This window comes from Paeniclostridium hominis (assembly GCF_014306135.1).
GTDB classification, from domain to species: Bacteria; Bacillota; Clostridia; order Peptostreptococcales; family Peptostreptococcaceae; genus Paraclostridium; species Paraclostridium hominis.
In genome coordinates this window covers 1-7,323 of record NZ_JACRWD010000016.1, presented here as the reverse complement: position 1 = coordinate 7,323, position 7,323 = coordinate 1, and the positions used below count along the sequence as shown (strand labels likewise).

Here is a 7,323-nt window from a genome sequence, read left to right as displayed (position 1 = left end):
TATCAAATATAGCTCCAATTTCAATTAATCTTTTAGTTCTAGCTTTACGTTCTTTTTCTTTTTCCTTTTGAATTAAAGTTTGTTTTTGAGCTTTTAGTTGTTTTATTTTTTCTTCTATATCATTTAATTTTTTATTTGTATTCAAAATAAAAACCTCCTAATTTTATTTATAAATAAAATTATAGTATTGAAAAAATAAATTTTCAATACTATAATGAAAACAAAGTTTATATGTATAAATATATATTACAATTATTTTGTGGTAGTATAATCCGAAAGGCGCACTTATACACCTAAAAAGGTGTGTGCGCTCTTGCAGAGAGCTTTATAAAAATATAAAATATTTTTAAATACAAAATTAATACAAATGTATTAATTATAAAGAAAGGAGATAATATATATTGGCAATATATCATCTATCTACAAAAATAATAAGTAGATCAAAAGGGAAATCTTCAATTGCATCAAGTGCATATAGAAGTGGTGAAAAATTATATAACAAAAGAGATGGATTAATCCATGACTATACCAAAAGAAAAGATGTAATATATAAAGAAATTTTTAAACCAATTAATGCTCCAAATTGGGTACTAGATAGAGAGCAATTATGGAATGAAGTAGAACAAATAGAAAAAAGTAAAAATAGTCAACTTGCAAGAGAAATAGATATAGCTTTACCAATTGAATTAAATGAAAAAGAAAGAATAGAATTGCTAAGAGAATATGTAATAGATAATTTTTCAAATAAAGGAATGGTAGCTGACGTAGTGATCCATGACAAAAAAGATGGAAATCCACATAGTCATATAATGCTAACCATGAGACCTTTTGAAGAAAATGGAGAATGGGGAGCCAAAGCAAAAAAGGAATACATATTAGATAAAAATGGGAATAAAACTTATAGCAAAAATGGAAATGCAAAATCTAGAAAAATAGAAACTACTAATTGGAATAAAAAAGAAACTCTAGAACACTGGAGAGAGCAATGGGCTATATATGCTAATAAATTCTTAGAAAAGGCAAATAGAAAAGAAAGAATTGACCATAGAAGTTATGAAGATCGAGGAATAGATAAACTTGCAACTAGACATGAAGGACCAACTGTAAGAGCTATGGAAAAGAAAGGCATAAAAACTGAAATAGGAGATATCAATAGAAAAATCCAAGAAGAAAATAAAAAGATAGACATAATAGAAAATCAAATTAAGTTATATGAAGAAATGAAGGAACTAGAAAATGAGCGAATTAAAGATAATGGAGCTAGAAACAGAAATATTGAAACTGAAGAAGGAGTTAATGAACTCACAAAAGGAATCGGAGGAATTGGCGATAGGAATAGACTTGAAGTACGAAAAAGAACTGAAGAACTTAAAAAGATTACTAGAGATAAAAGAGAGCAAGATAGAGCAGCTAGAGAAGAACTTAGAAAGTACAATAAAAGAATTGAGAGAAGAAAGATGGATCTTGAAAGACAGTCAAATAAAGAGCAAGAACCAAATAGAAGAGTTAAGCGAAATGTTAGGAAAATTGAGAAAGGATTTGAACTTTAAAATAGAAAAAGATAACGCTAAATACAAAAAAATAATAATAGCAATTATAGCTGTATTCTTGATATTAAGTGGATCGATGTCAGTAGTAAAAGGTGATATACATAGAATAAAAAATAAAATAATAAATTTACATGAATATAGAGGTATGTAGGTTAAAGAATCGAAATAAGAAGGAATATAGGCACTAAGATAGAGAAGTGCTGAAAAATAGAGAAAGCATATGATATAATGAAATTGTTATTTGTAATTGGGGGAGGTGAATAAATGGGACAAGTTCTACGAAAAGTAGAAGAATATGAAGATGAAAGCCAAATATATATAAATGCTATTCATGGAAAAAGTAAAGGTTGGATAACTAAAGCTGAAATAAATGAAGGAGTATTTAGACAGTGGCATTACAAGCTAAATCAATTATTAGACATAGATTTTACACAAGAAAATACATATATATCATTAAATACATTTTATAAAACATATAGACGTATAGAAAATTTAAAAGAAATTAATTGTATTCATATGGATCTTGATACATATAAAACTAAATTTACAAAAACACAAATACTTATGAATTTAGATGATAACTACTTTGGAAAGACAATTCCAATACCAAATTTAATAATTGATAGTGGAAGAGGATTATATTTAATATGGTTAATAGAGCCAGTTCCATACATGGCACTACCACTATGGAAAGCTATAGAAGAATACATATATAAAGAATTAAAAGAATTTGGAGCAGATAGAATGGCATTAGACCCGACAAGGGTACTAAGAGTTCCAGGAAGTATAAATTCTAAAAGTAATACAATAGTTAAGATATTAGAAACAAATGAATATGTTTATAAATTAAGAGAAATTCAAGAAGAATACTTGCCTGAAATACCTAAGAAAGAAAAAGGCAAAGCAACAGCTCCAAAGAAAAGAGGAAGACCTAAAAAAGTAGTTTATGTATTTAATGAAAGATCATTATATTTAGCAAGAATAACAGATTTGGTAAAGTTATGTGAGTTAAGAAGCTACGATATAGAAGGCGAAAGAGAAATGATACTATTTTTATATAGATATTATTTAAATTATTTCTTTGAAGATGAAAATAAGGCTTTAAATGACACTTTAGAACTTAATAGGATGTTTGATAAGCCGTTAACAGAAAAAGAGGCTACAAAGGCAACAGAGAGCGCAGAAAGAGCATATAAAAGCAAGAATAAAGATTATAAATATAAAAATGAAACATTAATAGAACTTTTACAAATAACAGAAGAAGAACAAAAACATATGATAACAATCATATCAAAAAATGAGTACAAAGCTAGACATAGAGCTAGAGAAAAAAATAGATATGCAAGTAAATTAAAAGAACAAGGTAAGATGACAAAACAAGAGGAATTAAAGCTTTTAAGGGAAAAAATAAAAGTCCTTAGAGGGCAAGGACTTAGGAATCAGGAAATTTCAAATGAGTTAAATATTCCTTTAAAAACTTTAAAACGTCATATTACTTATATGAAAAAGAATGGCTTATTGGCGTAAGTCATTCTTTTATTTTATAGTTGTCTTGTTACCACTTTAATTTTAGCATGATAGCATAAAAAAAAAAAGGTCTCATTTTTTCTGCGCTTGTATTATAGGGTACGTAGTACCTGTATCTAAAAAGGAGGTTGATAGGTATGGATGTTCAGAAGTTATGGTTAAAAATTAGTGGCAGTATTACTTTTTATTTAAAGTATTATGATAAAGAACTTAGTAATGAAGAGCTTTTAAAAGATTACTTAGAATATACACTTAATGAAGAAGATGGCAAGTATCAGTATTTAGATAAACAGACATTTGAATATATAGATTTAGATGATGAAATAGTAGATAAAGCAAAAAAAGCATTTATGGAAAGATTGGAGAAAAGAAGATTGAAAGAGTTTAAAGAAGAAGTCAAAGAAGTAGTTCCAATAAAAAATAATGTGGTTAGTTTTTCAAAATATAAAAATAAAAAGTAAAGTGCATTTAGAGGAAATGCACTTTTTTAATACAATAAATACAGTTAATACAACAAATTTAAGGAGGTAAATTACTTGAATAAAGAAGTATTTAATAATTTGGAAGTAAAGGATCAGATAGATTTTATAAATAAAGAACTTGAAAACAAGTCATTAACTAAAATAAGTGAAGAAATAAAAGTATCAAGAAAGACATTAAGATATAGGTTTGAAAAAATAGGATATGTATATGATAAGCAAAGTAATAAATATATAGAAAAATCAATTAATAAGGATTTAAACGAGATAAATAATACAATTAATACAAATGTATTATTTGAAAAAATAAAAGGCTTAGAAATGCAAATGAAGGCTTTAAATGAAGAAGTAAATAAATTGAAAATAGAATCAAAAGAGATTGGTTTTAATGAAATAGATGTAAGAGCTTTAGAAGGTGAAACTGTATCAAGATGTTATAGACTAAATAAAGAAGTTCAAATAGAATTTAGTAAATTTTGCAAAAGAAATTCAAGTTATAAAGTCCAAGATATATTGGGAACTGCTCTGGTAGAATTTATGGAGAAATATAAATAATAAAATAAAGTAAAATACAAAATAAATACAATTAATACAAATATAAATAAAGTTAAATTTATAAAATAATTTATTTATATCGAATTAATAAAAATTTAAAAAATAAAGTTTCATAAATAACAAAAAAATAAAAAAAGAGTGAATATAAAGGAATACAGTAATTCCAATATGTTCACTCTTTCTTATATATAACTATTCCCTAAATCTAAATTTTAGGACTAATTGTTTAGATTATCTATGTCCTGATAAAATTGGATAAAGCATAGCTATTATTCCAAATATAATCCACCAACAAGAATATAGAAAATCTATAAATATTCTTTGTTTCAAGTTTTATTTTTATTTATAAAAACTATAATTTAATGGTTAAAATTAAAAGAACATAGATATAGCAATACTTAATCGAAATATTGTAATATGTTAAAAATATTTTTTTATTAAAAGGAGGATTTTAATATTAAAATATTCAATTTATTATTTTAATATTTTACATATTGTAATATATTAAAAAATTTTTTTATTAAAAGGAGAAAAAAATGAAAAAATTTATAGCTATGTTAAGTATATTTTTACTTTCTTTTACTTCTAGTACTAGCGCATTAACTTATAATAACGAATCGCTAGCTAGTACTAAAAATAGTACAGAAGAGAAATTTGAAATTTACAACGGATATGGTGAATTATTAGAAGTAAGTGACAGTTTAGAAGAAGCAGAGGAATATCTATCTAAATTAAATGCAGATGGATCTGATGAAAAATCATTATCAAAGGTATATCATGTAGCAAAAGTAGGAATAAATAAAGCAATGCCTATAGTATTGGGAGCGTGTGTTATATATAAAGTGGGGCAAGTAGTATTAGGTAAAGCGCAAGTTATAGATGTTATAGACTTAATAGTACCTGTAAAAACTTTGGCAGAAATTGCAGGTACTGCTAAAAGATTAAATCTATACAGCAATTCATCAACTGTATTAAATCCATATCCACCACATTCTGCTCAAGGAGCAACTTGGACTAGAACAAATTTCTATTATGTAGTAGGTAATTAACTACTATGGTAAATTTTTTATATAGCGATAAAGCACAGTTTATAGTTCATTTAATTTTATCAATGTATGTTATGGTATATTATGGGATATATATATTTGAAAAGCTATATGAAAAAAATCATAGTGATAACAAGTATAAAACAAATATAAAACCATATAAAATTATTGGATATTATTACCTAATTATAGAAACGTTTTTTTTGATAATAAATATTCGAAATATTAGTTGTATTTACATAATTATTCATATAGTGAGTTCGATTATAATATTAACAGCAATGAAATTACTTAAAAATAAGTAGTATATATTTTTTTCATTGTTATCTCTGGATTTCTTTCTAACTGAGGTAGCGTCGGGAAAATACGGAATTCTTACATTAAGGTGATTTTAACTGCTATTTACAACAAGTATAGTGTTTTTTGTATATTAAAAAATTAGCATTTTACTTCAAGTATAATTTTTTATTAATAAATTACTTAAATTTGAATAATTTAAATGTATTTATGTTACTTTACGTATTAAAAAATACATGGTTTGTAACAATAAAGTATACTCTAAAAATTTATTTAAAGATATCTAGTAAAAAAGCCCTTAGAATCCATTTATTTGGATTCTAAGGGCTTTTTTACTAGACTATTCATTAGTATATTTGTTAGATTTAATATATTTAATACTATCCATTATATAGATATGATCAACGTTGGACACATCAAATTTAAGTATTTTAAATACTAATTGTATGCAATACCCTAATCCAATACTACTGATAATTGTTCCAACACCAACTGTTCCACCAAGTAAAAATCCCGTAATAAGGACTCCGACCTCTAACCCACCCCTTACTACACTAATTGGTTTTCCAGTTCTTTTTTGAAGGGCAACCATCATGCCATCTCTTGCACCACTACCAAGTCCTGATCCTATATATAAATAGCATCCTACACTCATTAAAATCATACCTAAAAATGTCATTAAAATTCCCAAACTAAATGTATTTGCTACTGGAATTATATTATTTAACATCAGAATATCCATAAACCATCCTATTGTAATAACATTTAAAATAGTTCCGAGACCTAGTTTTTCACCTAAAAATATATCTAAAATTATAACTATAGCTGAAATTAATATACTAGCTTGTCCCATAGTTATTCCTATACTTTTTGATATTCCCTCATGTAATACATCCCATGGTGACAATCCTAAATTGGCATTTATCATTAATACTATTCCTAGTGCACAAAACATAAGTCCTACCATCAATCTAATTAATCTAACTACATTAATTTTCACAAAGTACCTCTTTCCCAAAATTATAAATTTTTGATTATTATTTTTAATTAATGATAATACATATCATTAATGTTAGGATGTGATTTTTTGCTGTTGCCAAAAATCTATAAATTTTGTTTAATTCTATGTTCTACGAGTCCTATTTTGATAATTATAAGTAACTATATACTTCCATTTGCCATAATTCTACCATGGTATAAATTAGGATACAAAGTATCATACATATTATAAGTTATGTTGATTGTGATATATCTTATATTTACATTACCTGTTTTTTTATTTCTAAGTACGTACTTATATTTTCTTTAAATATTAATAAACTCAAGATTCTATCCTATGACTATATCAATTTCGTAATATATGGCATTCACAATATTTATATTTTATCATAAATTATCATAAATATAGATATTTTAATCTCAGCGAGATTTTATAAATATTGTTATATTTTTATACATTGACCAGTGGTAAATAGAAGCCTTTTATACTATGGAATTTAGGAATTCCTTAGGTTATTAGATATAATGAATTTATTGATTTAATACCAAAGATAAGTCAAAAGATGTTAACTCAACAATTAAGATTTTTAGAAAAAATATATTTATAAATAGAAAAAAATAAGGCTAAGTTCTTATTAAGACTTAACCTTATTTTTTTCTATAAAATTTTCTAACCATAATTTAGATTTTTCATTATCTTTAAAATGATTTTTAAATTCATTAGCCAATTCTGTAGAGGTAATACCCATGCTATCAAATATAGCTCCAATTTCAATTAATCTTTTAGTTCTAGCTTTACGTTCTTTTTCTTTTTCCTTTTGAATTAAAGTTTGTTTTTGAGCTTTTAGTTGTTTTATTTTTTCTTCTATA

General features: G+C 25.2%; 9 protein-coding genes. 7 read left to right on the top strand and 2 right to left on the bottom strand.

The genetic code is table 11. From position 1 onward, the window contains the following. The first annotated feature begins 401 nt into the window (after positions 1 to 401). From mobQ to H8891_RS14720, 6 genes are all read left to right on the top strand, one after another. The gene (gene mobQ, locus H8891_RS14745; protein ID WP_187006992.1) at positions 402 to 1,550 is read left to right on the top strand and encodes a MobQ family relaxase; all 1,149 of its coding nucleotides are present in this window, start codon (positions 402 to 404) and stop codon (positions 1,548 to 1,550) included. Further along, positions 1,540 to 1,701: a hypothetical protein gene (locus H8891_RS14740; protein WP_187006991.1), complete on the top strand. Its 162-nt coding sequence runs from the start codon at positions 1,540 to 1,542 to the stop codon at positions 1,699 to 1,701. The genes mobQ and H8891_RS14740 overlap by 11 nt, the downstream gene beginning before the upstream one ends. Before the next feature lie 113 nt (positions 1,702 to 1,814). Beyond that, positions 1,815 to 3,077 carry a DNA-binding response regulator gene (locus tag H8891_RS14735; RefSeq protein ID WP_187006990.1) on the top strand — a complete coding sequence of 421 codons (1,263 nt, stop codon included), beginning with the start codon at positions 1,815 to 1,817 and terminating at the stop codon, positions 3,075 to 3,077. Between the two features lie 137 nt (positions 3,078 to 3,214). Then, positions 3,215 to 3,538, top strand: coding sequence for a hypothetical protein (locus H8891_RS14730; RefSeq protein WP_187006989.1), 324 nt, complete (start codon positions 3,215 to 3,217; stop codon positions 3,536 to 3,538). A 75-nt stretch (positions 3,539 to 3,613) separates the two neighbouring features. Then, on the top strand, positions 3,614 to 4,111 hold the full coding sequence (locus tag H8891_RS14725) for a hypothetical protein (protein ID WP_187006988.1): 498 nt from the start codon (positions 3,614 to 3,616) through the stop codon (positions 4,109 to 4,111). Positions 4,112 to 4,647: 536 nt separating this feature from the next. Beyond that, positions 4,648 to 5,160, top strand: a complete 513-nt coding sequence (locus H8891_RS14720; protein ID WP_187006987.1) for a hypothetical protein — start codon at positions 4,648 to 4,650, stop codon at positions 5,158 to 5,160. A 634-nt stretch (positions 5,161 to 5,794) separates the two neighbouring features. On the opposite strand, the gene H8891_RS14715 is transcribed toward H8891_RS14720, so the two are convergent. Next, positions 5,795 to 6,454, bottom strand: a complete 660-nt coding sequence (locus tag H8891_RS14715) for a YczE/YyaS/YitT family protein (RefSeq protein ID WP_270648168.1) — start codon at positions 6,452 to 6,454, stop codon at positions 5,795 to 5,797. Positions 6,455 to 6,968: 514 nt separating this feature from the next. On the opposite strand from H8891_RS14715, the gene H8891_RS15750 reads away from it, so the two are divergent. Beyond that, positions 6,969 to 7,061 carry a winged helix-turn-helix transcriptional regulator gene (locus H8891_RS15750; protein WP_408637175.1) on the top strand — a complete coding sequence of 31 codons (93 nt, stop codon included), beginning with the start codon at positions 6,969 to 6,971 and terminating at the stop codon, positions 7,059 to 7,061. 27 nt (positions 7,062 to 7,088) lie between these two features. Here the strand turns inward: H8891_RS15750 and H8891_RS14705 are convergent. Next, a partial coding sequence (locus H8891_RS14705; RefSeq protein ID WP_187006986.1) for a hypothetical protein occupies positions 7,089 to 7,323 on the bottom strand: 235 nt, incomplete at its 5' end.